Source organism: Pollutibacter soli (genome assembly GCA_029269725.1).
In the GTDB taxonomy this organism is placed as follows: Bacteria; Bacteroidota; Bacteroidia; order Chitinophagales; family Chitinophagaceae; genus Pollutibacter; species Pollutibacter soli.
In genome coordinates this window covers 973,633-1,000,200 of sequence record JARJHS010000001.1, presented here as the reverse complement: position 1 = coordinate 1,000,200, position 26,568 = coordinate 973,633, and the positions used below count along the sequence as shown (strand labels likewise).

At 42.9% G+C, this 26,568-nt stretch carries 15 protein-coding genes; 8 read left to right on the top strand and 7 right to left on the bottom strand.

Annotated elements, in window-relative coordinates; translation table 11 throughout:
- Positions 1 to 117 precede the first annotated feature (117 nt).
- The 4 genes from P2W82_RS04065 to P2W82_RS04050 are packed head-to-tail and all read right to left on the bottom strand — an operon-like array spanning position 118 to position 14,877.
- Positions 118 to 5,226, bottom strand: coding sequence for a hypothetical protein (locus P2W82_RS04065; protein ID WP_336514561.1), 5,109 nt, complete (start codon positions 5,224 to 5,226; stop codon positions 118 to 120).
- 6 nt (positions 5,227 to 5,232) lie between these two features.
- Entirely contained in the window at positions 5,233 to 8,190 is a 2,958-nt protein-coding gene (locus P2W82_RS04060; RefSeq protein WP_336514560.1) for a hypothetical protein, read from the bottom strand.
- Positions 8,191 to 8,201: 11 nt separating this feature from the next.
- Entirely contained in the window at positions 8,202 to 11,708 is a 3,507-nt protein-coding gene (locus P2W82_RS04055; RefSeq protein WP_336514559.1) for a DUF6603 domain-containing protein, read from the bottom strand.
- A gap of 1 nt (position 11,709) precedes the next feature.
- Complete coding sequence (locus P2W82_RS04050) at positions 11,710 to 14,877, bottom strand: alkaline phosphatase D family protein (RefSeq protein WP_336514558.1); 3,168 nt, start codon at positions 14,875 to 14,877, stop codon at positions 11,710 to 11,712.
- A gap of 799 nt (positions 14,878 to 15,676) precedes the next feature.
- On the opposite strand from P2W82_RS04050, the gene P2W82_RS04045 reads away from it, so the two are divergent.
- The 8 genes from P2W82_RS04045 (at position 15,677) to P2W82_RS04010 (ending at position 23,402) form a co-directional block, all read left to right on the top strand.
- Positions 15,677 to 15,895, top strand: a complete 219-nt coding sequence (locus tag P2W82_RS04045) for a hypothetical protein (RefSeq protein ID WP_336514557.1) — start codon at positions 15,677 to 15,679, stop codon at positions 15,893 to 15,895.
- 123 nt (positions 15,896 to 16,018) lie between these two features.
- Positions 16,019 to 18,400 (top strand): arylsulfatase, encoded by a 2,382-nt coding sequence (locus P2W82_RS04040; RefSeq protein WP_336514556.1) that lies wholly within the window; start codon positions 16,019 to 16,021, stop codon positions 18,398 to 18,400.
- Positions 18,401 to 18,443: 43 nt separating this feature from the next.
- Positions 18,444 to 18,944 carry a hypothetical protein gene (locus P2W82_RS04035; RefSeq protein WP_336514555.1) on the top strand — a complete coding sequence of 167 codons (501 nt, stop codon included), beginning with the start codon at positions 18,444 to 18,446 and terminating at the stop codon, positions 18,942 to 18,944.
- Between the two features lie 28 nt (positions 18,945 to 18,972).
- Positions 18,973 to 19,527, top strand: coding sequence for a hypothetical protein (locus P2W82_RS04030; RefSeq protein ID WP_336514554.1), 555 nt, complete (start codon positions 18,973 to 18,975; stop codon positions 19,525 to 19,527).
- A gap of 63 nt (positions 19,528 to 19,590) precedes the next feature.
- Positions 19,591 to 20,100 (top strand): nuclear transport factor 2 family protein, encoded by a 510-nt coding sequence (locus tag P2W82_RS04025; protein WP_336514553.1) that lies wholly within the window; start codon positions 19,591 to 19,593, stop codon positions 20,098 to 20,100.
- Between the two features lie 109 nt (positions 20,101 to 20,209).
- Positions 20,210 to 21,520, top strand: coding sequence for a BamA/TamA family outer membrane protein (locus P2W82_RS04020; protein WP_336514552.1), 1,311 nt, complete (start codon positions 20,210 to 20,212; stop codon positions 21,518 to 21,520).
- 475 nt (positions 21,521 to 21,995) lie between these two features.
- The gene (locus tag P2W82_RS04015) at positions 21,996 to 22,910 is read left to right on the top strand and encodes a transporter (RefSeq protein WP_336514551.1); all 915 of its coding nucleotides are present in this window, start codon (positions 21,996 to 21,998) and stop codon (positions 22,908 to 22,910) included.
- Positions 22,911 to 23,045: 135 nt separating this feature from the next.
- Positions 23,046 to 23,402, top strand: a complete 357-nt coding sequence (locus P2W82_RS04010) for a hypothetical protein (protein ID WP_336514550.1) — start codon at positions 23,046 to 23,048, stop codon at positions 23,400 to 23,402.
- Between the two features lie 177 nt (positions 23,403 to 23,579).
- Here the strand turns inward: P2W82_RS04010 and P2W82_RS04005 are convergent, their stop codons facing one another.
- The 3 genes from P2W82_RS04005 to P2W82_RS03995 all read right to left on the bottom strand — a co-directional run bounded on the left by P2W82_RS04005 (position 23,580) and on the right by P2W82_RS03995 (position 26,436).
- Positions 23,580 to 24,278 carry a LytR/AlgR family response regulator transcription factor gene (locus P2W82_RS04005; protein WP_336514549.1) on the bottom strand — a complete coding sequence of 233 codons (699 nt, stop codon included), beginning with the start codon at positions 24,276 to 24,278 and terminating at the stop codon, positions 23,580 to 23,582.
- Positions 24,275 to 25,426, bottom strand: a complete 1,152-nt coding sequence (locus tag P2W82_RS04000) for a sensor histidine kinase (protein WP_336514548.1) — start codon at positions 25,424 to 25,426, stop codon at positions 24,275 to 24,277. Before P2W82_RS04000 ends, P2W82_RS04005 begins: the two co-directional genes overlap by 4 nt.
- Before the next feature lie 131 nt (positions 25,427 to 25,557).
- The gene (locus tag P2W82_RS03995; protein WP_336514547.1) at positions 25,558 to 26,436 is read right to left on the bottom strand and encodes an AraC family transcriptional regulator; all 879 of its coding nucleotides are present in this window, start codon (positions 26,434 to 26,436) and stop codon (positions 25,558 to 25,560) included.
- Between the last annotated feature and the right edge of the window lie 132 nt (positions 26,437 to 26,568).

Below are 26,568 nucleotides of genomic sequence, written 5' to 3'. Positions count from 1 at the left end.
CCTTACTTATTATCTTGTTTTTTTCACTATTTCACTGCATACATCCTGATGCTTCAATCATCATTCCCTTTTTCGGCTGTTCAACGAACAACGAAAAACGAACAACGAACAACGCTCTCAAAGTTTTTGCGCAACGGGAGTAAACGAATTTTTCTCAGCAAACGGAACCATTACCGCCGGCAGCAGATGTTTCAACCCCGGATGCAATGTTTCAATTACTTCAGGCCTCACCAACCTGATCTTTGCCAGCTCAAGCGCATCTTCAACAGCTCCGGTTAAAAATTCCCAGGTCCAGTTGCCTTCTGTTTTCGGACACACGGCCAGCAACAACGACTGCGGTGGTTCAGTCCCCGGCTGATCATATTGAAAACTTACTCCCGTATCATTCATTTTTTCGGGAATGAATTCCGGCCATTCATCAATCAATATTCCACTGAATGCCTTTTGCGGAGCAAAGCTTGCGTCGGCTTCCAGCACCAATGACACCTGTGGAAAATCAGTTTCACGCATCGCATCACTGATCTTTCCCCCGATCCAATCCTGGTCGGCATTGTTGAAAGGCAACTGAAGCACCATCGGCGTCAGCGTAATTTTTTCGGGAGAAAGAATCTCTGAAAAATTTAATGCTGATCGATATGCATACATGTTTTTTCTGACAAGAGAAGCTTCCGTGATCCATTGCTCCATTTCTTCTGCACCACAATTTTTGATTTTGCTTCTATTGGTCACAAGCGTTTTCAGATCAACACCATTGACAGGCAGAATCTCCGGCACAGCCAAAACTGTATTTCCCATAAGCGCATTGTATGCCTGTGCCACTTTATCATACACATCAATTTCAGTCTGCCCGGCAGCAATCGAATTGATAATGCCGATGGATTTCTGAAGATTAAATTCAAGTGCAGCTTTCATCTTCTTTCCAGTATCAATTAGTCCGGTTACAGCGGCCGGATCGATTCGAAACAATGCAGGCGCGACTACATCCCTGAGGTTCGCCTGCCAGCTGGTGATGATTGCAGTAAGAAGATTCTTTACAGGTGTTTCTAAGGCGGCTCCGGTTTTATTGGTTCTTGCAGCTGTCTCCACCAGTTTAATATTGCTGTCAAGCGTTTTGATCAATCGCCCAAAAACACCAGCGGCACCTGTTTGCGCTTTTAATAATGCAATCAGCTTTTCAGGTTTAATGGATGGGTAAGATGATTTCTGCACAGGTAATGTGAAATCTTCAGGTAATAATGCCTTGCTGCTTTCCAGCAGTTTTTTTAATGATCTCACAAGCCCTGCACATTCAAATATGCTGATTTCCGTTTTCAGCAATTTCGTACGGTCTTTATAATCAATAACAAATTCAGTTGCCTCAGCAGGTATTGGAAGCGAATTTTTTTTGGTGACAGCCAATTGTATCATCAGATCAAGAGGACTTGCTGTATTTCCTGAAAACTGAGTTGGGAAAAACAAAAGGAAATCATACGGACTGATATCCATTTCCGCCATGCTTAATTTGAAAGTCTGACCACCGGTTTGCACGACGGCGACAATCTTTTCGGGTGCCGGTAACTGTGAGCCCAGCCATTGATTGATCAGAGGGCTCATCGTACTGCGGATATTTCCTTTTTTCGTCCAGCTCGTACCCGAAGCTTTTAAAATGATGCCAACGCGTTGTACGATCGCTTTTCCTTTCTGGGGATTTTTTATGAATTCAGGTGATGAAGGCTGACCTGCATTATTCAAAGTACGCAACGGAGCTGCCATTCGCGCTTTGTTGCCACGAACCGTCTGGTATACACTTTCAGTTAGCAAAAGATCATTTAAAGCATCGAGATAGGATTCCAGTAACAATGCTATTCTTTCAATGATTGGTTTTGACGATACCAGGTCGGGAAATGCATTCAGCCAATTGACCGGATCGGTAGCTCTTTGTTTCAACAGATCCATACCATCGATGGTGGTCATCGGTGAGATGCCGGAATTTCCATCATTACGAACATGTACCGGGAAAATATTCCGCAGATCCTGGAGAATATGATCTGCATTGTTTTCGTGCAGCAGTCTTTCAAAATAATATCCCATTTGCGTTCCGAGAGGAATACCCCGCTGCAATGCTTCCAGCAGGGACATAGCAGTTCGCACTCTTTCTGCATTGAGTTGTATAGAAAGCAATGAAGTTTTGTCATCGTTTTTATGATTGTTGTAACCACTACGCATAATCGCAGCTGCGGATGCATGTGCAAGTGTCGGCGCATGCAGGTATCCATCGGATGCATTGGTATTTACTCCTGGTACCGGTTCAACAATGCCTGATGATATATCTGTTGTCAGATCAGCAGCACTGGATTCTCCTAAATAAAAGAAAGCCCTGTTCCATGTTTTGTTCTGGATGACGCCATTTGCTTTTGCCTGAGGGAAATGAAACAAAGGAATTGCAGCATCTTTCTGGTTTGCAGCAGACGACAACATATATTCCGGTTCGGTATCTTTTATTATGATAGCTGGTTTAGCTGATGGTTTCAGATTCAACAGGTACCCATAACCGCCAAGATAAATCCCTGTGGGCTTTTTCTTTCTGAATGAGTTCAAACGTTGCTGAAATAAACCAGTGACCCATGCGTCCAGTCTGTGACTGCACAGGTCAAAATGCTCACCAAATAATTTTTCAAGATCAGACACGGGCATTTTGCCGAAATAAGACAAAGCATCATATGCTTCCTTCGTGGGTGAGCTTGCTTTGTTTTTTTTGTTTTTATCGATCCAATCAGCAAAACTCAGTCCACCCGTAAAATCAAGTGTGCTTTGCAGCAAGGTCTTTTTATCGGGTTCTATTTTTATTGTACCCGTTAAGGCATATCTATTGATTATGGGTTTTAAGTTCTGCAGGAAAAGATTGGGGCCGTTACTATCTGCGGCATTGAATTGCAAAGCTGTTTTGTGCAGGGGAAGCGCGTCAAAATCTTTTAGCTTCAAAAGTCGCAGACCTTCATTCTTCTCAGCAAGGACCAAGCCTGTTTCCAATACTGTTCTCAGTAATGCCTGGCGGCAAAGTTCTTCAAATAGGGTAGGCTTATACGTTATCGGAGCTGTACCATCAGAAGGATAGTTGTTGTTCCATACATCAATGATCTTTGCTGTAGTCAGCCATTCGAGGTAATTTATTTTCTGACCGGGTAGTGCTGTTATTTTTTCACCAGGAATTCCTTTAATTTTTCCCAATGGAAATTCGATCTGCTGATCCACTTCAGTCTGGTATGATCTTGTCGCTTGCGGGAAGGCATCCATACGCATATTTGAGGCGAGCATGCTACGTTCTACAACAGCAGGTCGGTACAAGGGATCTTCAATCAGGATACCAGCGTCCACCGGACTTTTTGAAAACTGCAGTACAGATAGAAATTGCAGCCCGATCTGCCATGATCGTTCCATTTTGCCGGTAACGGCAGTCGTACCAATCATTTTGAGGAAGGCTTCATCAATCCCTGTACTCTGGCTTGTTGCATTGAGATTTTCAATATTGCTGGTCGCGGCTCTATATATGGGAAGAAGAGCCTGTAAGAAACGTTGCCAGAGTCTGCTGAGCATTTTTTCCTCAGGAGTGGTAGTCGATTCAGCATAAGACCAGTCTTTTAAGGAACTGACAGGAAGCACACCATAAGGTTGATTATTGACTTTCAATACAGGTAGCGTGCCTCGTCCGCTGACATTCGTCACAAAGAATTCCCTAAGGAGATTTCTTGTGGGTTCATCCAGCTCCGGACTAAACAACTGCAATAAATAATAGCCCCATGTTGCTGGCCAGAGTAAACGGTTGAATGTAGTCGCATCATTCAATTCCATCAGGCTGCCATTGGGTAAAGCAAAGTTATTATGTATACTGATGGCACTCTTCAATTTCGCTTCATCGGTATTTGCAGGCAATGCCGTTTTACGGCTGAAATCTGTTTTAAAAAACAAGACTGCTTCTTCTTCTTTTCGCTGCTGTTCACTGTTTTCTTTTTTTACTACGTTGGTTGGAGTTCCCCTGGCTATCAGTTGTGTGCCCGATTCCTGGTATTTATGATTTTCAAAAAGAGTTTCGAGTATCGCGGCAGAATCATTTTCATCTGCTGAACATCGTACACCGGTGACAATGATCTTATCAACTCCTGTTTTATATTCAGGAAAGTCGTTAAGATTGATCCGGATCGCCATCCCGATTTTTTCAGCTGCTCCGAAATCGTGTATCCATTGCAGGTACTCCGGAGTCTGAACTGATTTCCCACTGATCTGCATACCGGAACCAGCTTGTTTGTTCAGTGGATCTTCGACCGGGTCAATGCCAGTCCTGACGGTTTGCGGAATGATATTGCCGATAAATTCTTTGAAAGTGTCATTCTTATAGAGACGTACAACGAACCGCTCTGGTAGGGTGGTAGCAGCAGGTGCATTGGTATAGGCGCCATCCTTCAATTTTCTTACGGGGAAGGCCGGTGTTGCAGGAAGTGCTCCTCCGATGGTGTAGTTTGTTGGAGTCGTCTGTTTCACGATCCAGGCTGCGCGCGGCGCAGTGCTTTTTAACGTAAGCTGTATCCATTCTTCCTGTGCCTCTTTTCCTGCACAAACATTTTTCCAGAACAGCTCTCCGCTTTCCCATTCGCCCATCTGTAAAAGATCATCCCTGTTTTCAATGGAAATTTCATCAGGATAAAAACGGATCCGCAATTCCGGAATATCATTTTTCTTCCGGATGTATTTTCTGCTTACGGGAACCGGTAGAAAAGAGAAGTCATTCAATGCGCCATCAGCATTTCTGAATACGCGATGATGAGAGGGTAATGAGTATGAAAATGTTCCATCAGCATTCTTCACAAACCCGGTATTTTTGAACTGTTCGCTGATCCTGGGAATCGGGTCGATGAATATCACGTCTTTTATATTGATGTTCCGTATTACGTGCTTCACAACAACATAACGCGTTTCGATTCGAATGGGCATGAGCAGGATCGGGATATTGCCGTTGATTTGTTGCAAAGCATCTTTCGGTGAAAGATTATTACCAAATAGCCGTACTGCCTCTTCAAGATTTTGTTTGGCTACAGTTCTTTTCCCTTCCAGAGATTCAAGAACCGCAATTGCTGGTGTTGTTCCATTGGACAGCGACCATTGCTGCAAAGCATCATAATATGCTGCTGTTGCCGCATCAAGCGTTTTTTTTAGCGGCGCAATTTTTTTCTGATGTTCAGTAATGTTTTCCATGAAATATTATTGAATCAGCCTTGCAGCATGTACGAATAATGAAAAAGGTTTTTGATAGAGTAAGGAAGCGATACCATCTGATCTGGCCCGCAGTAATGCATTTGACTGCAGTGCTTTGAAACGGTTGGTACTAACATTGATGCAATGATTCAATGGTACTTCCGTTTCGATAGAAGTCCAGGCGGGGCTATCTGTATCATCCGTATAATCCAGTCCGAACTGAATTTCGCCTGCGCGTTCACGTAACACGAAGTAATAACCGGCACCAGCGTTTTCATTAAGCGCCTTTTCTTTGGTCACATTAAATCCGAAGAACTGGTAGTCAGGATCGATCCTCGCCGAGAATATGGGGCGCTTTAGTGTACCACCGGGAGTTGGCTTTCGTTGTATTCCCACCTGGCCTTCAAGCCATTCAGCTTTCTGCATAAACACCTCGGTATAGGGATATTTCCGGAACAGTTCTCCACGCACAAGCAATACAACTCCATCACCTGTATTCGCAGGACGATTATCACCCAGGTGTTTTTCGTTCCAATTGCGAATGATTTTGATGTCCTTGTATTTCTCCGGGTTATTTGCCGCATCCGGTACGTTCCTGGTATCCCAAAACTGTCTGAACGGTGTTCCATTCAATGGTGCCGGAAATTCCCGCCATAGAAATTCGCGTGAAATCTCATGATTCAATCCCAACATATACGATTCAATAAACTCCTTGTTACTAATCATCATAGCTACACGGTCTACAGGAATTTCACTCAGGCCCGGTAAAATGAAATCAGTAGAAATATCTGCCAGCGGCTCAAACATTGGTTCCGGAAATACCGGACCGGTCTCCTGTGGCTTCGCCCAATCGTCAGGAAGACTTTGCTCGGCATTGAGTCCGGCGACTGCTTTTACCTTCACTGCGATTGTTGATATTGGTTTCACCTGCGAGGCTACCTTGCTGTACAGGAAAGCATCAGACATGATCGGAGGGATAAACGGAATTTGTTTCGGTTCAAAAAGTTTTGCCAGGTTGAAAAGTGCAGATTTGCATTCACTGTAACCTGCATATCCCAATGAATTCAGAAGCGCATCTTTTTGTTTCAAAGGAGAAAGAGGATTAATGATGGGCGAGTGTTGACCTTTTAATAACCGATGCAGGTCATCAAATACCTGCTGCAGCAGATCATGTAGAAAATTTGTTCTTGTTGGGTTATAGAAAATAATTTTCGGCTGTGTTACGATAAAACTGGTATTGATAGCCACGAGATCGGGCGCAGCAGCACGCAAAACAGTTGTATTTCCACCGGGTGGAGGCGCAGCACCTGTTTGCGCCTTGTTAACCGATGTTCTTGATTTTACATTTTTATTTTTTGTAACCAGTTTTCTAAATGAAGCGCTGAATATGTTGGCAAACGTTCTTTCCTGGAAAGCCGTGTTGAAATTTTTTCCATTGGCTGACAAAAAATTATTCATCGGAGCGATAAAACTTAAAGCTGTCCAGGTTTTATCCGCATTTGCCGAAGCATCACTGATGAGCGGCTCAATTTTCCTTGCAAACAATTGGTTACTGAGAACGACGGAATAGTGCCATCTTTCAATTACCTGCTGCAATGCATATCCGGCTTCACGCTGATCCCATGCGCGATCCATCAATGCGTCCTGGTCTTTTTGTACAACAGATGTTCCTTTGCTTGCCGCCACACGAAACACAGGATTCAGGTTGAGTTGATGATACCAGGATTTTGTGTTTGGTTGAGTGAATAAACTTCCGGGATCTGTTTTGCCCAACGCCGGATTTCTGTAAAATGCCCCATACAAAGGCGGAGTAATGATCGGATCATCTTCCAGTGAACCATCTGCATACCATGGATGATCTTCGTCTGGAATTGTCCCGTTCAGATAGGCACCAACGCCCAGGTTCAAAAGGTCGGCTATTGCCTGCACAAACTTTTTATCAGCAGGATTGGTTTCATCTGTTATTTGAGTTACAAGATTGTTGCTGTTATTATTATTCGGATTTCCTTCGTCATCATCCATTCGCAACGCGCTTTCAACTTCCAGTTCACGATCAGGAACGGTATGTGTTAAACCCCAGCCCGGGTTTGTAATCGACATTGTCTTTTTCGCGGCTTTGAGTTTTTTCTTTTCTTCATCGGTGAGGGGTGCAAGTCTCTTCGCCAATGATTCAAAATCCCCGGCACTGTCAGTGGTGAATTGCCATTCGTAATACACAGGAAATTTTACGGAACCCGACTGGTCTTTTGTCCAGGACGGCTGAACATTTGGCGTGTTGTCAATTACAGATGCATCCGCACCCAAACCCGCGAGCCTTCCTTTTTCAAAAGCCGGGACAAGAAAAGCTGTGTAGGTGGTGAGTGGTTTCAGGTGCCGCGGACAAAGTAATCTGGAGCAGCCGGATTCAGGATTATTTCTTAGTCGTTCGGTAACAGTATTTCGTTTGTCCGTTAGCGTGGCTCCTTCAATCTGAAAATTAAGATGCGTATGTGCCCATGCCCACGTGGTTGCAGGGTCAGGAAATGCAGTTTTCATCGCGTCTCCGATGATCTCAATTACAGGAAGCTGTTCGTTTATGGGTGCATTTCTAACGAATTCGTCTGTTTGCAATGCGACAAGCCAGATCCAGGGAGAAAGCTGTAGTGTTTTGTTTTTTAAAGGTGTGTATCGCCATGGAAAATCTTCATCATAAAATTCAATTCCGCATAGAAAATTGGATTCAAAAGTTTTAGTACCCATCCTGGGAATGGTTCGTACTACCATTCTTCGGTCAATTCCTGTTATATCTCCAGGACCATAGAGCTTCACTTGTTTCTCTATCTTATGTACAGTCGCTCCCTGCGGTGTGATGTCCAGGCGCAATGGAATGGAAACAGCAGCATTAGCAGGTGTTTCAGCCGATTGCTGCAGCCCCATAATGCCTCTTCGGAACCACGGAAGAAATGTATATTGAGCAGAAGCCATGATCTTTTTCGTTATTCAGTTACCGTTTGAATAAAAAAATGCTGTGTGGTTTCATTACCATCTACTTTATTTCTTTTTCTTATTTCCCTTGCTGCCACTGCCTTACTGGTAAATGAAGTCGGCACGGGTGACGTGTTCGTTGATGCGTCTACGATAGTATATTTTTCCCGGACAGTCTTTTTCTCCCGGAGCGCAGCCGATTTTTGCATTTTTGTAAAGCTGGCATTTACCAGTGAATTATTAAGCAGCGCAAATTCGAATTCTCCGGCAACCGCGTCGTTTGTTTGTTTCGGTGGGGTGGTCATGCCTTCGAGATCGAGTATATCTGACTCATATACTACTTCAACCGGAGTGAAACCATCAAAAAACGCAATGTCGAGGCCATCAACGCTTACCCCGTTGTCAAACAATTCATATGGTGGAAGATGCAATTGATCCTCTTCTGAAAGCTCGATGAATTGCGCTGCAGCAAAATGATGCTGTACATTTTTTGATGCGATGCCATTGCCGGTTTTATCTTTAAGCGCAACTGTAAAATGGGAAGCTCCGGATGGCCTGCGCCCTCCAAAACGATCCAGCTGAACACCCAATGGCAATGTATGCTGATGAATGATCAACGATTGATTCGGATGAATGATGAGTTCTTTGAGCTCTGTCTTTTTAGGATCCTTCCGGAGACTTACGCCTGGACTCACTTGGAGTTCCAGCGTTTCCCAATGTGCTATGTCGCTGAGATCGGCAATAAGCAATGGCAATACATCCACCTGTTCAATCCTGGTTTCATCATCATCACCCCAGGTTTCTTCCAGTGAAACAGTTTTGCTGAATATCCAGACAGAAAGTCTGAGACTTCCTTTGATATGCCAGGGCGATGGGCCGGAGAAACTTCCATTCACTTCGATCGATGCAAAATCATATCCTTTCCACGATGCTGATAGCAGAAAGTGTACATCGGTCCGGAACTGGAACGGACTCAGCTGGAAGATTGCATCAAAAGAAAGTTCACCACGGATCTGTACACCCCATTTTTTAAACAGGAATAATCCGGCAATACCAAATTGTACGGAGTTACTCGTGATGGCGAAATAACATTCGGCCGTTATCTCCGGATTACCCGAGCGAATAATCACTTTCAGCCTTCTGATAATTGCAGGCAGGTTCAATGCCGGCGGTTCAAAATCCGGATGGAATCCGCCAATCGTTACTGCGAAATCAGGATTGTCATCATACTTAATACGCAGACAGATATCACCTTCAATTTTCAGTTGAAGTAATTTCGAATTAAATAATGTAGCGTCAAAACTGATGAATCGTTTTTCAAAATCGATCGTTGCTGCAAAATTGACCTGCAATTCAAGCACATTGAATTCAGCACCTGCGAGTTTTTTCTTAATTACCGAACGCAGTACACCTATGATGGCGATATAAACAGGTGAGGGGAATTTCAGAATAAGGCCCAGCTCAAGGGAAATGATATTCCGTGGCCCCCAGTTGAGTTTCGCCATCAATCCAAAAACATACTGACCTTCAGCAGGTGGGAAGATGGTATTGATATTGCTGATGATGCCATAGGCATTTTGCAACACATTCTGCGGAAACAGAATATCATCAACAGCATTATTGAATAGACCCTCGCGAAGTTTTTCCAGCTGCAGGGATCGGTTAATTCCAACAATTCCACCTACACCTGAAAGAGTAAAGCCCATGCCCAATTGAATCGGTGGAAATTCAGTACTGATGAGTAACAGGAAGGAGTACCCGCTGTTGTTGCCGGGCAGGCGGGTCTGAATGATGCCAATGGCCGATACCTGGATTTTATTTTTTATTGTGAGTGCCGCAATACCGAAATATTCACCTCTGTCGCGATCGATATACAGGTATCCACCTCCGGTCACAACACCTGCTGCGTTCACTTCGATTCCGATTCCATCCGGTGGTTTGAAATCGAAATCTGCTGTAAGCTCGAGAAGATTTGGTGTTTCCCCGGGCTCCGGTGTTCGTATGACCAGGGCCATACCGGGTTTATCCACCATCAATTTCACCGGGCCAAGTTCTAATCGCCCGGATAAGGAAGCATACAACGACCATTTATCTGCATCAGGCTTTTTTCTGAAACCCAACTGCAACGCGGGTATTGAAACCTTGCCGAATTGCTTATTTAATGGAATGGTAATCTCACCACCGCCGGAACCATCAAGATAAAATCCCCTTTGGTTATTATAACCCATTGCCAGACTGAAATTGATGGTAAATCCTTTTTCCGGAAGTATCCTGTTTAAAAAATTATCACCATCGGTGGGTTGCAGTATAAATTTTCCATCGGATAATTTCAATTCGATGGTTGCTTTTTTCGCTGATCCCTGTAAGTCTATTTCGGCAACAAAAGTGATGGGACCTGTTTCCAGCCGCGTACCTTCCGCCGGACCAACGCTATCCGATTTTTTTTTCTGATCGCCGTTTGCAGATGGCTGATTGAAACCACCGGTAAACCGGATACTTACATTCTGGGGAGTTCCATCGGGATAGTCAATACCTTTCTCCGGAGATATGATGAATGGATTCGATTCTCCTGTTGCCGCGAGTGACCATGACCATTTCCCGCAAGTGAATGATTGATCACTTGCAGTACCTTCAAAAATTGGTGTCACCAGGATGTTTTCACCTTTGCGAAGCAAACTAAAGGCGATGGTACTTTCCGTGCCGGGAATGCGAAACCAGGTGGAAAGAGTATGATTGAGCTCAGCAGCATAATCGGTTACAGAGTCATCTGCATCAAAATTATCAGTAAGATTAAAACCATATACCGCAGGAATATTCAGACTCAGCAAAAAGTCCCTTAGCCTGACCAATAGCAAATCATCCGGTTCGGCTACTATTGCCCGTGAGCGTGATTTCTGTTCAAGGTATTTCTTCTTCAGACTTCCGCCAGGATCATCAAAAAATGCTTTGACTCCTTCTTTGTTGAAATCCAGTCCGCGATATGGGTAACGAATCACCTTTCCGGTGGTGTCTTTTTCGGGACCGGCTCCTTCATTTTCATTTCCAACCTTCAGCCAATCCAGTAATCGCAATCCCTGCACCAGCCACGGAAGAAATATCGCACCGCTTCTCAGCAGCAATTGTTTTCCGAGATGTTTACCCAATAATTCCCATTCCACATCAAGCCCTGCTTCTTCACCCGCAAGCTCCATTGCTTCCTGCCATTTTTTATATTCCTGGTAAAGATCTTTGGCAAGGATTGCACGGTCTTTTATATCATCCCAGGATTTCCAGCTTCCGCGAATGAGTTCTGCAATATTCTCGTACGCAAGTTTAACTTCGTCGGCAGTGTCCATCACTTTATCCAGGCTCGTCATACCCGTATTATCAGGCTTATCCATTTTCCCAAGATCATAACCTGCCATCGAAATGCTGTCGAGCAATAATTTATTTGCCGACATTAAGGAGATGAACAGGTCCATGAAGGTTAAAAACTCTTCAAGAAAACTACTTTTTGATTTTGGTTTTTCTTCTGCCAATTCAAATGGTTTTTACAGTTGGTTTTGGAAACTGCAGATCTTCTGACGAAAGCGGTACTTTAAAGCGGTTCAGCGGAGTGACATTCAATTTCTGCACAGTATCTTTTTTTGAAGGCTCGATATGTACCCAATTGGTTTGAGTTACACCCTGGCGTATTTTCACAATTTTATCCTTGATATGCGCCGCTTTCTTTGAATCACTTTTTCCACGAGTCACCGTCATCGTTATTTTGTTATCGACCGGAGTTGCCGATGTTACGTACATGATTTCATTTTCAACCGTTACATAAAAAGGAGCCGGGGGAAATTTCTTTCCGGCGCCAGTGTCAACCTCCAGTGTTTTTTCTTTATCGTTAACAGCTTTTATCAGTTTTCCTTCGCCTTCCCAATCAAAACTGATCTCCGCAAAGCTGCTTCTGCGCAGGATTTCTGTTGATGGCTTCTGATCAGTGACCAATTTGAAATGTTTGATATCGGTAATATTGGGCACATCTTTTACATTGATAGCACGGAAGAAATCCAGCCGATACATCCACTCCGGTTTTGGTAAAGAGACATCCGGATGAATTTTGTGAGCAGGCAGTAACAATGGTGTATCGATCATCATAGCTGGCTTGAAATTGGGAAACCAGCGTGTACGTGTAACTACTTCGTCTGTTTTTGTCTTATTAAATGCTGCCGGCTTTTTTGCATACCCGATCATGATATCAGGCTCGGGTAACCGCAAACTGCTGTTACCGAAATCGGAGAATTCATATCCGAGTTTGTCGAGTTGCAACAGCTTCCATGCACCAGGCTCATTTCTGAAGCCGCTTGATGTAAGATGAGCAGCGACGAGGTCATGTTGCTTTGTTTCGGTGGTGTTGAGAGGCTTTTCAGCATAATAGGCAACTCTTCCGGCAAAGCTGAAATGCACATCACCTGAAAGAATGACGACTTTTGATTTCCGTGGTTTATCGGGGAAATTTTTGAAAGTCCGTGTTGCAAGTCTCGCAAGCAGTGTCTCGAATAATTTTGAAGCAACCTCCCATGAATCAGCCTGGTCGGGATCATATGCCGTCATCTTCCATCTTGATCCATCAAATCCCATCATATAATGTGCCATCGGAAGTGCAACGGCGCTCAGGTAATTTCTGAACATCGGTATGGTCAATACATTGCATGGCGATATAACAATAGTTAACTCAGGAGGGTCTTTATCGAACGGTGCCGCAAGTTTTATGGGATTATCAGTCTGGGCCGTTATCGATTTTTCGCTGACATGATCCGCGGGACCATAGAAAGACCCGGGAAAACTTCTGAAGGTTCTTGCATCCATCACGATCACTTCGTATTTCGGGTGCCTGTAGGTGAAATGCCATTCCAACGGCTTATCATAAATATCAGGAAATGTATCACCTGGCGTGATCTGTTTATATTTTGCGACCTGCGATCCGAAAGGAATTTTCAGCAGGTTGGCGATGATTTTTTCCTGTGCCTGGTCATTGTAATTTTTATTGATCCAGGCGGAAACCGCATTCAGTAGTTTTGTTCCTGATGAAGTACTGTCCGATAAATTAAATTTTTCAGGCGTGTTTCCCCAGGCCTGGAAAACAGCAAATGATGCAAGCCCATTCTGCATTACACGTCTGCCCATAGGGAATGAATACGCGCGGCGAACCCATTCACGCGTCATGTGCCAATCATCCGTCACCTCATGATCATCAAAAATCATATAGGTAGGAATATTGGCCATTGCTCTGCGTAAGTCCTTTAGATTCGAAACAAAAACAACTGTACTTACAAAATCACAAAGACTGTTGAGGATCTGCAGAAATTTCTTAAATCCGAGTAGTGTTTTTAACTGTGTATCAAATTCTGTGTTTTTTGTTTTTAGCTTTTTTAAACCGAGTTCATAATCCTTTGCAATATCACTCACTTTTGATATCGCAGATTTGAGTTCTGTTAAAAGCGATTTCGAACCCGATGGAATTCCGCTGCCTTCACCCTGTTTGTGCAGGATAGTAAGTTTTGTGGCCCATTGAATGATGGCATCGCTTTTAAAATAGATGGGCCAGATAACGTCCGTCCAGTTCATCAGGTAGGTAGAGAAATAGTCAGCAAGAGAAAAAAGATGAAATCGGGAGGTGGGTGTAAAACCACAGAAATCGTGAATGAAATCCCGGGTTTCCGGCGTTTCACCGTTCACAAATTTCCTCACGAGTTCCGGAAAATTATATGGAATACTATCTACAATGAATGGTCTTGTGGATGTATTGATGCCGCGTTCTCCGGGTTTGACTTTGGATGGATCTACAGTGGTCGTTTCTCCATCTTTAAGAATAATCTTCTCTGCATTTGCCGCTGCAGGCATCAATGCATTTCCAACTTCGATTGTAACATGTTCCAGTATTTCATTAGATTCGTCAGCATAGATCTGATCCCCGCTGAGGAACATCTGGTGCGGTCTGCCAGAGAAATTGTCTTTGATCAGCGTATTGATGCCTGGCAGATTATCCAATGCATCGCTCGACATATTCCTGCAGGATCCATGTATAATATGCAGTTTATTCAGATCCAGCGGAGGCATTACAAATGACGGAAGCTGGTGTCCGGAATAAGTGAATTCATTTCCGGTAAATGCATTCAGGTTTTTATGTAGGTTGAATTTGAGATCATACAAATAAGTGTCGCCGTAATTTGCTTTTTTACCGGAGAGAATTTTTGCCGTAACTAAAGCGATATGCAGTTTTGGACCAAAAGGGAGCGTATTGGCAGTTCCTTCCATGATCTTATCTCCCGCATTACCTCCATTATTTTCAAATACTGAGCAAATGACTTTATCGGATTTTGGTAATGCGATCCAGACGGACGCTGATGTTTCGTCCACCTTGCGTAACAACGGGCCGCAGATGTATTCGTTTACAGGAGGAGCGGGAATTGTCGGTGTTGTTTTAAAGAAATCCGGTTTTAACAGGCGAGCTTCAGTGAAAGGAGCATCTTTACACATCTCCCAACAGGCGGCGATGGCTTTTAAGATTTCCCTGAGATGATCTTTATCGGTGTTATTAATCAGGTTGAATGAGGGCGCCAGAAAAGTGGTGTAATTAGGAATAGCAGTAAGATCATTATTGTCTTCTCCCGCCTGGATAATATTTGCAAGTCCGCTGATAAATTCGTTAAAAAGCATTTTTACTGATGTGTTTTCAGTGGTTGAATGATACCATCAAGCCTTGCTAAACGCTCCGGCGTTGCCGGATTCAGTGAAATTTGCTACTGAGCCAATGAAAATCAGGAAGGGAAGGAGTTGTAGTTCTTTTTTATAACGTGTACAGATCTTCTGACACTTATCTTATCCGCAAGAATTTTCTAAAATAGGCAAATTTCAAAAAATGTTGAAATTTATTTTGAACCCAGATGTACCGCAAACCGGGTAGTAAAAAAAGCAGGGAATATTTCGTGTATCCTATAGCGTTACAATATATACAGGTTTGTATTGGTTTTGATTTGCCGTACTTAATACGATATTTAAATTAAATCTGCGAATTTAATTTTAAAGGGCATTCGTTAATGCACATGCCTATTTTGGAATTTAAACACAGGTAAAAGGAGATTGAGTCCAGACTCCCGTCGATTCGCAGGATGCTCCTGCGGAGGCCACCTCCTTCTTGAATGTAGCTTCAGGAAATGTCAGGGCGGGAGTTGAACTCATTTATCTTCTCAAAACGTCCACAGTCATTACTAAGGTGTTGAAAGGTTGATGGAAAGAAATAATGTTATCACTGTTTATCCTGAAAGGGTGAAGGCAGTATCCGGCCGGGAGAATTTAATACCTGGGCGATACCCATTCCCGGCAACAATTAATGTGAAAAGTGAAATCAGGTGGCACTGCTGTGTTACCTACGTTTTACCGTAAAACACTTATCCGGGCCATCTATTTGGTTTAATCTTGCCACAGGTTTCAAGGAATGGAAAAAGTATTCTAATTCATGTTGTCAAAATTTCCTGGACACCGCTCGGGAATTGTTGCTTTGTATAACATGGACGAAGATTTTCTGGGTTTGTGTGAAGACAATCTGACGAGCATTGAAGCTATGGAGAAGCGTAGGAAAGATCTGATTAAGGACCGGGAGATGGAGCGTGGGTATCTTCAGTTGAACCGTGATCTTGAGAAAGAGATCCTAAATTTCCTTGGTAAAAAATGTTGAAATGCAGTCTTCTTTTTTATTGATTTCTTATCAGGAATTGCTGACTTAGAAATATTCTGTTCTGAAAAGATTCTAATTGTAATTACAGTTTTTACAACAATACAGTGCAATCAAAACCTGCTTATGAAATTAAGACTGATCAATGCAAAATGGCTGGCTGGTTTGTTTATTTTCTTTTGTGCCTGCAATACGGCAGACAAGAAAGCATCAACAGATAATGCAGGGACGCCTCTTGCCGCGTCGGGTGAGTTAGACAGAACGAGCCTGCCAATTAAAGAGCCTATACGACCATTATACAAAGAGCTCGACGCCGCGAAGGCACAGGCTCCGCCGAGATTCCAGGTAACAGCGCCGAAAGGTTCACCGAATGTACTTGTGGTGCTGATCGATGATATCGGGTTTGGCGCGTCTGCTGCGTTTGGCGGTCCGATTAATATGCCTACACTGGACAGGCTTGCAGCCGGCGGATTGAAATACAATCGTTTTCACACCACTGCACTTTGTTCTCCTACACGGGTCGCTTTGCTGACAGGTTATAATCATCACAGCAACAATGCGGGTTCTATTATGGAAACCGGAACCAATTTTCCGGGTAATACGGGAGTACGTCCACAGTCAATCACCCCGATGGCAGAGGTTTTGAGACAAAATGGGTTCAGCACCGCAGCCTTTGGAAAATACCATGAAACACCGCCATGGGAGATCTCTGTTTCGGGTTCGCTTGACCGTTGGCCGACGCATTCGGGATTTGATAAATTTTATGGATTTATCGGTGGTGAAACCAACCAATGGTCGCCCTTGATTTATGATGGTGTTACGCAGGTGGAACATTCAAAGGATCCGGATTATCATTTCACAACTGATATGACTGACAATGCGATCAGTTGGGTACGTTTCCAGCAGGCGCTCACACCGGAGAAACCATTCTTTATGTATTTCGCTACAGGTGCATGCCATGCCCCACATCACGCACCGAAAGAATATATTGAAAAATACAAAGGCAAATTTGATGCAGGTTGGGATAAATTGAGAGAGGAAACACTGGCGAAACAAAAGCAACTGGGTCTTGTACCACAAAATGTGAAACTTGCTCCGAAACCAACGGATATCAAAGACTGGGATAAGCTGTCTGCAGATGAAAAGAAATTGTTTGCGCGCCAGATGGAGACCTTCGCCGGGTTTGGAGAACATACAGATCATGAAATAGGTCGCCTTGTTTCGGCAATCGAAGGACTGGGCGAACTCGACAACACTTTAATTCTTTATGTGGTTGGGGATAATGGCGCAAGTGCCGAAGGACAGATGAATGGCATGTACAATGAAATGACGTATTTCAATGGCGTTCCGGAAACTGTGCCTGACATGTTGAAACATTACGAGGAATGGGGTGGACCATCAACTTATCCGCATATGGCTGCAGGCTGGGCTGTTGCACTGGATGCACCTTTTGCCTGGACGAAACAGGTGGCGTCAGATTTCGGTGGAACCAGAAATGGGATGGTCGCACACTGGCCAAATGGAATTAAGGCTAAAGGAGAAGTCCGATCGCAGTTTACACATGTGATAGATATTGCACCAACTGTTTATGAGGCTTCTCATATCCCTGCTCCCAGAACTGTTGACGGCATCAACCAGGATCCAATCGAAGGCACCAGTTTCTTTTACAGTTTTGATGACGCTGCTGCAAAAGAAAAGCATACGGTGCAGTATTTCGAGATGTTTGGTAACCGGGCCATTTACAGCGACGGCTGGTATGCAAGAACAATTCACCGTGCGGCATGGAACCAGAAACCATACCAGACTTTAGAAGCAGATACCTGGGAATTGTTTAACTTAAACGAAGACTTCAGTCTCGCGACAAATATAGCGGCACAGAATCCTGAAAAATTAAAAGAGCTGCAGGCTTTATTTATGAGTGAGGCCGAAAGGTTGCATGTGCTTCCGATCGATGACCGCCTGTTAATTCGCGCAGATGCAGCAGCAGTGGGCCGGCCAACGATTATGGACGGTCGGACTTCGCTTACTCTCGGGGAAGGTATGAAAGGCATGGGGCCTGACATATTCATCAATCTCAGAAATACATCTTATTCCATCACGGCCGACGTAGACGTAAAAGCCAACGCTAATGGCGTGTTGATTTGTCAGGGTGGACGATTTGGTGGCCTCTCATTTTATATCAGAAACGGAAAACCAGTATTTACATATAACTACCTTGGTTTGGATCAGTATCATGTAACCTCATCACAGGTTTTAAAACCAGGGAAACATTCCATTGTTTACGACTTTACATATGATGGCGGTGTAGGCAAAGGTGGCATCGGAACAATTTCTATTGATGGTGCTAAAGTGGGAGAGGGAAGAATTGAAAAAACACAGCCGGGATTATTTTCTGTGGATGATCTGGCTGATGTCGGAATCGATGAAGGAACACCGGTCGCAAATTATGGCAGCTCAAATAAGTTTAACAGTAAGCTGGAAAAGATCACACTTCAAACTAAAAAATAGTTCTGCAAAAAGTCTCTATTGATTAACCTTCAATTAAGTTAAAATGAAAAAAATACAATTAATTATCTGCGCTTTATTTTGTTCTGTAATCGTCAACGCACAATCAAACAAAGAAGACATCGCATTGATCCAGGCCATGTTTGGAAAAGAAAAGAAAGCGCTGGTGAGCGAATTCATGACTATTCCTGACGCGAAAAAAGATGCATTCTGGAAACTGTATGATGAATATGAAGATAAACGGAAAGCACTCGGTCAGGAAAGGATCAGTCTTATTGAAGCATATGCCGGGGATTACACGTCTTTGGATGATAAGAAAGCTACATCACTAATGACCAGGAAATTTGCGCTGCTGGATAAATTCACAAAATTGCAGCAGACCTACTATACCAAATTTTCAACAGTGATTGGTGGTTTGCAGGCTTCAAAACTTTTCCAGCTGGAAGATTATCTTGAAAATAATATCCGTCTGTATATCCAGGAACAAATTCCTTTTGTAGGTGAACTTGATAAAACAAAAGTCGAACTTCCTGCACCGAAACAATAAGCACTGTTCACTTTTATAAATATAAAAAATGACTTCAAAATTTTCGCGGAAGTTAACCATCCGGTATTTACTGCTCGTAGTCTTTTTAATTTCTGCTCATATTGTTTTTGGACAGGCGCCGCCAACCGTACCAGACACTTCAAAAATGACATATAACCAGATCTCGTCCGGATTGAAGCTTTATGTATTTCCTGCAAAAAATCAAACGCAGCAACAACAGAAAGTGGATGAATTCGAATGTTATAAATGGGCAATGGAACAATCGGGGATAGATCCATTGAACTTACCCAAGGTGGAAGCTCCACCTGCGCAGAAAGGTCCTACCGGCGGAGCTGTTAAAGGCGCAGCTAAAGGTGCTGCCGCAGGTGTTGCTATTGGTGCCATCGCAGGAGATGCGGGGGAGGGTGCCGCTATAGGCGCAGTAGCCGGTGGCCTGGCAGGCAGGCGTGCTGCAAAAAAAGGACAGGCCCAGGCCAACCAGAAAGCAGAAACAGATGCAGCCAATAAAGAACAGGAATTGAAAAACAGTTTTGTCAAAGCTTTTTCGGCATGTCTCGAAGGAAAAGGTTACACTATAAAATAACTGTGTAACCGTGAACCGTAGCCGAAAAAAAATCCGGTTATAAATCATTAAATGTTTTGAATTATGAAGCAATGCATCTATCTGCTGGCGGTTTGTGCCAGTCTTATTTCATGTAATTCAGCTGTTAAGAATAATAATGCGGCAAGTCTTGAAGTTGCTAAAAAATATATGGAAGCTGTTGAGACAAATAATATCGCATTGATGGATTCCCTTCTTGCTGATAACTATATGGGATACGGCCCATCAATAAATGATTCGACGAACAAGGCTGATGCGCTGGCTAACTGGAGATACAATGCGGAAAATATTTATGAGTCCATTAAATATACAAGGCATCAGAATATCGCCGTAACAACAACAGAAGCAGATGAGGCCGATGCGGGCGACTGGGTCGCCAACTGGGCTTATCTCACCATAAAGTACAGGGGCGGAGGAAACGATGTAAATCTTTGGGTGAATGCTACTTACAAAATTGAAAATGGAAAGATTGCCCGGAGCAGAACATTTTATAATGAAGCAGATGTTTTACGTCAGAAAGGCTTTGTATTCGTCCGGGCGGATGAAGTGGAGTAACTGAATGTCCTACTTTAGGAATCGCGCCAGGATTGATGTTCCGGGGGAATTTGTTCCATACCTTTACCGATTAATTGTGCAACATCACGAACTGCTGATGAATTCTGGAATGTTCAAGTTAGGACTGATTTTATGTAGTGCGGTTTTACCTCTTTTAGCCCTGTCACAGGATCAGGTGCCCGTTGATTCTACAGATTCTGTAAATATAGAAACAGTCGATACTATCTGTACTCAACGGGATTTGCCGGATCTGTTACGCAAATGGTTTAACAAGCCTCCGAAAAATTCTGTCAGTGCCGGTTCAATTCTTCTGATACCTATTATCGGATCAAACCCTGCAACAGGATTTATGTTTGGGGTTGGAGGCCAGTATGGATTCAAACTGAAAGGAGCCGAAACAAAATTTTCACTTATTTCAGGAAGTGTCCAGGCGACCACCAAAAAGCAGGCACTGTTTCTTTTGAAAAACAGTGTCTACACTAAAAATAATAAGATCTTCCTGACTGGTGACTGGCGGTACCTGATCTATTCCCAATCTACTTATGGCTTAGGAACAAATGCACCAGAAGGAGGCATACTGGATTACCAGTACGGCTTTGGCGGACAGGAAACATCCATTGATTCTCTTGCTCAGCCTCTCAAATTCAACTTTCTCCGGGTACATCAATCGGCATCCATGCGGATACTGAAAAAATACAAGGGATTTTTTGTTGGAGTTGGGTACTTTCTTGATTACTATTTCAAAATAAAAGATGAAAAGCTAAAACTAAACCCCGGCGATTCACTTATAACCAGTCATTACGCCTACAACAAACTGTATGGGTTCAGTACAGAGAAATACAGTGCCAGTTCTTTCAACCTGAATATTATTTCTGATACCAGGGACAATCAGATCAACGCTTATCATGGGCACTTTTTGATGCTGAGCTGGAGTGGTTCTGCAGAATGGCTGGGAAATAAAAAGAATGCAAGTTTCCTATCAGCTGAATGGCGGAGTTTTCATCCTTTGTCAAAAAGAAATCCCCGACACCAGATCGCTTTCTGGGCCCTGGGTGATTTTTCACATTCCGGTCATTATCCATACCTGATCTTACCTGCAACAGCATATGATCAGCGTAGCCGTAGCGCAAGAGGTTACACGCAGGGCAGGTTCAGAGGTAACAACCTGGTGTATGGTGAAACGGAATACCGGTTCCCGCTCTCTTCCTGTGGTGGCATTCTTGGTGGCGTATTGTTCGCCAATGCAACTTCCGCGAGTTTTCCTGGTCAGTCTCCGAAACTTTTTGAATCCATTAAACCGGGATATGGTTTTGGCCTTCGGGTGATGGTCGACAAAATGACAAGGACCAATCTTGCCATTGATGTTGGTTTCGGCCAGAAATCTTTCGGATTCTACCTTGCAGCATCGGAAACTTTTTAGTAATACCTCAGCAACCCCGGAAGTCATTCCCGAATCGACTGCTGATACACCCACGGGTATTGCGTCGGTATACAGTTAAATGATTGTTGCCTTACTCAGATTTTGTAAACTAGTCAGACAATTCTTTAAGGCCATATCGGGTATTACCAGCCATGAAGAAAAAACAGAATGCGCAAATTGTGGGAACGTATTTGACCCTTCGAAGATGCATAGCTGACAGGTGAAATCTTCATCTTTTCCTTTCAGGAGATCTGTGCCCGGAAAACCGTAAAAAAAAGTCAAGGTCCGATTGACCTGCTGATCAGTTCTGATCAATACAACATTCAAGTGATTATATGACAACTGCGATAAAAATGGATTGATTGATGTCTTCGCAGATGTTTAAGTATACAAAAACTAAGGTTAGAAGGGAGAAATCACCATGAGTCGAAGATATTTTATGGTCAGGAGTAACCAAAGTAGTAAGCGACGGACAATGCCGGGCTTATCAGCTGTATTCAGAATGGGGGTATCGTTTGCTTTAATCAGCACTAATTGTACAGATTTAAGAGCGCAAGACCTGGAGCCGCGGATTTATGCCAACACGCCCAAAGGGATGAATGCAGTTGCGGCTGTTTATGCTTATGTAAATGGCAATGTTGTCACAGATCCGAGTCTCCCGGTAGAAGATTTCAAGATTTCCAGTCATAACATAGGCCTTGCTTATGTACGTACGTTTGGATTTTTTAAAAAATTATCCAGGGTACAGATTTCACTTCCTTATACAATGATGAACGGAAATCTCAAAATCAACGGTAAAGATACCAGCGGTGCCAGGAATGGTTTCAATGATATGCGCATACGCCTGAGCGTCAATGTTATTGGTTCACCGGCACTCGATAAAAAGGATTTCAGGTTTTTTCAACAGAAAACAATTTTTGGTGTAAGTCTTGTAACCTCTGTTCCGACAGGACTTTATTATCCGGAGAAACGAATCAATCTTGGTGCCCATCGTTGGGGATTTAAACCGGAAATAGGTTTGTCGCATCGTTCTAAACGTTTTTATATTGAAGGCTATACGGGCGTCTGGTTTTATACAAACAATAATCAGTTTCTCAGCAATAAAACACTTGAGCAGAACCCAGTATTCAGTATACAGGCCCATGCCAGTTATTATTTTAAAAACCAGATGTGGGTCGGAATTAATGGGAATTGGTTTGATGGCGGACAAACAACCGTTGATGAAGTGCCAGCGGGAGATCTTAAAGACAATTGGCGTTTTGGAGCTACCTGGTCGGTACCGCTGGGAAAATTTCATTCATTAAAATTACAATACCACACGGGTGCATTTACCAAAAGTGGTTTGGATTATGATATGATTTCCGTTTCGTACCAGTATATCTTTTTTTAAAAGCGGAGATATTAACAACACCATTGAGTTAATTTCCTTTACCCCGGTTGACATTACCCCCATTTTTTTTTAGTTTGTGTTCCGGATCTCTGCAATTGGTTTTTTTTACAAGCGCGGAATTTCACTCTGGGTAAAATGCAGAATTTTAAAAGAGTTTATTTTCTGTTGTCAGCAATTCCGTTAGTATGGTTTATCGCTGTGCTTACTTCATTTTTTACAGGTGCTATAATACTCGGACATATACCCAGCGAAGGTTGGGATGATCCAGGTAAGATAGGTATAGACTGGTTCACACCAATTATTTTGTTTGGTATTCTCATTGTTTATATGGCAATCATATCCTGGTTAATGCTTACTGTGGGATTATTATTTTCAAAAGAATCAAGGAACCTTATTTCAAAAAAGGCAATACTGATTTTCGGTGTAGGTGTGATCGGTTTTTTAGTCGCCCGAAATAGTTTTGATGGAAGACTTTTATGGATACTGGATTGATACCTGTGTATGATCGCGTGATCGTGTCAAAAAATCTATTGGTAAATTTTAAAGCTTTAAAAAATTGAAACTGGCAATTCACTATTGAAAATGTTTCCCGAATTGAAATGATCCTATGTAATGAAGGGGCGTAAGATCTTCTAACTGACCTAACAGGTTTTAGAAACCAGTTAAGTCTCATTTCATCCCCACCAACTCCATCAATCCATCTTTATAATTTATACCAACCGGCAAGGTTTTGTTCGTCAACTCAACACTATTACCAAACACTGATTTGATCCTGGAAATGGAAATGATATACGATCGATGTATCCTGATGAATTTTGTTACGGGAAGAATTTTTTCCATCTCGGCCATGGTCTGATGCGTAATCAATGTACTTCCGTCGAGATGGACTTTGAGGTAATCTTTCATCCCTTCGATGTACTGGATATCCTCGTATCTAACCCGGAAGAATTTGCTGCTGGAACGAATGAACAAATGATCTGATGATGGGTTATCTGCTTTTGCATTGCCTGCAAATAGTTTTACATCTTCTATTTTACTTACTGCTTTGGCAAATCGTTCCGTAGAAATGGGTTTCAATAAATAATCAATGACATTGAACTCATAACTCTCCAATGCATACTCCGCATAAGCTGTAGTGAGCACTACTAACGGCGGATGAACAAGTTGCCTGAGGAACTGAAGACCTGTCATCCCTGGCAGCCTTATATCAAGGAACATCAGATCCACATTATTTTTACTCAACGCTTCTGCTGCCTCTCTCGTATTGCGATATACACCGAGTAATTCAAACTGAGGATATCCGGCAAGATGCATTTTGATAACTTCCTGCGCGAGTTCTTCGTCTTCAACAATAATACAGCGGATCAAGCAGCTTTTGTTTTTATCATCAGAGATACTGTAAAGGTATTATTGCTGAGGATAACATCAAGCGTATGCGAATCAGGGTACAGGGATTCGAGTCTTTCGCGCGCATGCACCAATCTTAGCTCACCATTGCGTTCGGTATTGCGATCCGTCTGAATAATATTGAGGTCATATCTGTCGGGGTACAATAACTCAAGCATATTCTTACTTGTGGTAATTCCTTTGCCATTGATCCTTTTGGCTTGCTGCTCAAGGTCTGCATTGCTGCTGTTAATCACATTGAGCAGCAGGTAATCCTCTTTCACCTTTAGCGTGATATAAATAAAAGGCTCGTCAAATGAATTGTCAATCGCATGTTTAAAACCGTTTTCTATATACGATATAAAAAGAAATGGTTCTATCATTATACCGTCCGTATTACCTTCTACATTAAACCGGATATCCGCTTTGTGCCGGATTTTTTCAATCTCGATATAATTATTGATGAACGCAATTTCACGGTTCAACGGAATACGGTCTTCATTGCATTCATAAATTAAATACCTCACTGTATCTGCCAGGCGTACTACAACCTCAGGCGTTTGTTCTGATTTACGAAGACTCAATGCATAAATACTATTGAGTGTGTTGAAAAGAAAATGCGGGTTCAATTGGGAACGCAGATAGCGAAGCTTGAAATACATATTTTCGCGACGTGTTTCCCGTGTGGTTTCAACTGCTTCATCGGTTCTGACGATATAATTGATGGCAACTGATACACTCATGTTCATTGCGATCCATAATGTTTCACGCAGGATAGTCGCCAGATCGAAATGGAAATATTCGAAATAGCCTGGCTCGAGTTGAAACCGATGCATGAAGGTATAGATGCCTAAAAGAATCGTCAGGGCAATCCCGTAAAACAGCAATGTAACTGCAATACTCAGCAATACGCGGTTTTTCACCAGTCTTACGGTTTCCAGTACACGACTATAAAGAAAATATAAGGGAAACAGTATTGCACTTATCAGCACAAGTACAAACCAGAAAGATGGCGCTTTGGGAAAAAAGATAACAGCATTGATCGCAGGGTAGAAGAGGAAAATAAAAAGCCTGTAATAATATATGGCCTTGTTTGCTGGTCTTATGATCCGGTCATTATCGTATTCCATAGTTTTTGGTCGTATGACATTTCAGTAAAACTACATTTGTACCAATACCAGGGAAAAAAATTCGACCAATTTTGTTTTTTAACGGACGAATTACATTCAACGTTTAACGGTAAACGTTGAACGCACAGCGTTTATACCTCCATCAGCTCGCGGTATTTCTTCCGGTATTCCGATGGCGTCAGATGTGTTACTTCCCTGAACTGTTTATTGAAATGAGAAAGGGTTTTGAATCCACATTCCCAGGATACGTCAGCCACACCCATATCTTCTTCAGTCAATAACCTGCAAGCCTGGTGTATACGCAGGTTGATTACAAATTTTGAAAATGGCTGATTCGTTTTCATCGTGAAATAGCGACTGAACGAAGTGGGGGTCATGCACAATTCCGCGGCAATCTTATCTAATCTTATTTCCTGTTTGAAATGATCCATTACATAAGCATAGATCTGACTCATCCGGTCGGCTTCATTCTCGCGGAACGTATTTTCATAAGGTGCTGCAGATATATAGGTGAGGTCCCTGGATGATGAAAGCATGTCCAGTACTTCAAGTATCCTGATCAGCCCTTTGGCGCCGGTGAGATGAAACAGGTCCTGCATCATCTGAATAACGAGTGTTCGGGTTTCTCCGCCGATTTCCAGTCCGCGCACAGATTTCTCCATTAATTTCTTCAGACCGATCAGTTCCTCCTTTTCCAGCAAGCCATGCCCGGGAAATTCTTCTTTTAAATAAAGCACGATTCCGCTGCAGCGCGACTGATCATTTTTATCAAAGAATTTTTCGTCACTTCTCCACAAATGAGGAAGATTGGGCCCGGTAAAAACCAGTTCACCCTTATTGAAAGGCCTTACATCGTCTCCAATAAAACGCGTACCTGACCCTTCTTCTACAAAAAACAACTGGTAATCCGAGTGAAAATGCCAGACAGGATCGAAATGCTTATCCTCCAGTTTCCTGATCAGGAAAAGCTGGTGGGAAGGGATCACCGATTTGCGGACTGCCTGCCTCATATAACTGCATATTTGCCTAAATGTATCATAAAATCGTAAAAAATGGTAAAATAGAGTTAGAATTGGACAAAATAAAGAAATCAGTTCTCGTAAACTTTCGTGACATTGTATCCTTAAACTCCGATAATTGCC

Coding starts and splice junctions, on each gene's coding strand:
- P2W82_RS04015 (WP_336514551.1), top strand. CDS start 21,996: ATGCCGGGCTTATCAGCTGTATTCAGAATGGGGGTATCGTTTGCTTTA.
- P2W82_RS04020 (WP_336514552.1), top strand. CDS start 20,210: ATGTTCAAGTTAGGACTGATTTTATGTAGTGCGGTTTTACCTCTTTTA.
- P2W82_RS03995 (WP_336514547.1), bottom strand. CDS start 26,436: ATGAGGCAGGCAGTCCGCAAATCGGTGATCCCTTCCCACCAGCTTTTC.
- P2W82_RS04000 (WP_336514548.1), bottom strand. CDS start 25,426: ATGGAATACGATAATGACCGGATCATAAGACCAGCAAACAAGGCCATA.
- P2W82_RS04010 (WP_336514550.1), top strand. CDS start 23,046: ATGCAGAATTTTAAAAGAGTTTATTTTCTGTTGTCAGCAATTCCGTTA.
- P2W82_RS04040 (WP_336514556.1), top strand. CDS start 16,019: ATGAAATTAAGACTGATCAATGCAAAATGGCTGGCTGGTTTGTTTATT.
- P2W82_RS04025 (WP_336514553.1), top strand. CDS start 19,591: ATGAAGCAATGCATCTATCTGCTGGCGGTTTGTGCCAGTCTTATTTCA.
- P2W82_RS04050 (WP_336514558.1), bottom strand. CDS start 14,877: ATGCTTTTTAACGAATTTATCAGCGGACTTGCAAATATTATCCAGGCG.
- P2W82_RS04045 (WP_336514557.1), top strand. CDS start 15,677: ATGTTGTCAAAATTTCCTGGACACCGCTCGGGAATTGTTGCTTTGTAT.
- P2W82_RS04065 (WP_336514561.1), bottom strand. CDS start 5,226: ATGGAAAACATTACTGAACATCAGAAAAAAATTGCGCCGCTAAAAAAA.
- P2W82_RS04060 (WP_336514560.1), bottom strand. CDS start 8,190: ATGGCTTCTGCTCAATATACATTTCTTCCGTGGTTCCGAAGAGGCATT.
- P2W82_RS04035 (WP_336514555.1), top strand. CDS start 18,444: ATGAAAAAAATACAATTAATTATCTGCGCTTTATTTTGTTCTGTAATC.
- P2W82_RS04030 (WP_336514554.1), top strand. CDS start 18,973: ATGACTTCAAAATTTTCGCGGAAGTTAACCATCCGGTATTTACTGCTC.